Source organism: Lachnoanaerobaculum sp. MSX33, from assembly GCF_000512995.1.
Taxonomy (GTDB): domain Bacteria; phylum Bacillota; class Clostridia; order Lachnospirales; family Lachnospiraceae; genus Lachnoanaerobaculum.
Genome location: NZ_AZXX01000077.1, coordinates 1 through 1,274 on the forward strand (window position 1 = coordinate 1; position 1,274 = coordinate 1,274).

Annotated in this window: 1 protein-coding gene; it reads right to left on the reverse strand. The window is 37.5% G+C overall.

Annotation, left to right across the window (positions count from 1 at the left end; genetic code table 11):
* Window positions 1–1,238 (reverse strand): transposase (locus HMPREF1495_RS08565; protein ID WP_034213827.1); only part of this gene is annotated, 1,238 nt, incomplete at its 3' end.
* Window positions 1,239–1,274 lie beyond the last annotated feature (36 nt).

Consider the following 1,274-nt stretch of genomic DNA (forward strand, 5'->3'; position numbering starts at 1 on the left):
TTGCGTCCGTACTGATTCCCCCTCACATCTTTTCTGCATAAAAAATGGAATGCTTTATCGTTAGGACATCTCATGACTCCTTGCTCATCAATTCTGAAGTTAACTGCACGAAATGGATCTTCATGATATTTCCGATCTTTAGTTTCCTTTTTAAACATTGGAAATTTCATATACTTTTCAATTCCGTTCTGTTCACAGAAAATATAATTATTGTATGAGCCATATCCGGCATCTGCCACAGGATATTTGGGATAGAATCCATAAGTTTGTTTGAAGTGCTCCATCAAAGGAACGAAACAATCCATATCCGAACGATAATGGTTCACGTCAACAACTGCAATATATTCATCTGCTACACCAATCTGTACATTATATGCCGGCAGAAGCTGATCATTGCCCATGTAATCCTTTTTGATACGCATAAAGGTAGCTGAGTTATCTGTTTTAGAGTAACTGTTTCGGTCAGGACCACAGATTTCAATTTTTTGTATGTATTCTTGAAGTTTCTGACAGAAAGTATTCAAGTGTTCATAATGACGCTGTTCTTTGGATTTTCGCTTTCCGCTTCCGTAAACAAATGTACTTGTATCCAGTTCCCATAAAAGTACCAGCTGCTCAACGATTTCATTCAGATAATCCGGTACATACTCTGTGTTTGATGTGATCTGCACCCCACTCCATGCGATTTCTGCATTAATTTCCTCAATCTCCGCAGTGATTTTTTCGTAAAGCTTGTAACGGAACTTTTCCGTAGCCTTCTTCCATACCCAGGTATACTTGTTTGCGTTTGCTTCAAACTTGGAGCCGTCGATGTAGAGATGTTGCAGATCTACATGCTCCTCGTTAAAGATAGCATGATTGATGTCGTTAAAAATATTTTCAATCTTGTCTTGAAGTATTTCATTGATGAAATATCCAAAAGTTCTGTATGACGGAGTCCGGTGATCCATGAGATACATGAACCTGATATTAACTTTGCAGTTGTCTTCCAGTTCTCTCAGAGAGCAGTAACCGCTAGTCATAAATCCAAAAAGTACTGTTTTTAACATGTTGACCGGATTAAATCTGAGTCGTCCGGTTGTGTACTCCGGAATATCTGTCAGATACTTGTTTAAATCGATTCCTCCCATCAATCTGTCAAATGTTAAAACAGGATCCAGCAGATCCAAACAATCTGAAAGAAACAGTGGTAAATATCCTTGTTTTGAATTACAATAATTAGTGTGTAAATTTTTCATTGCAAGTTAATTTTACCACAAAAATAGGACCTTTCG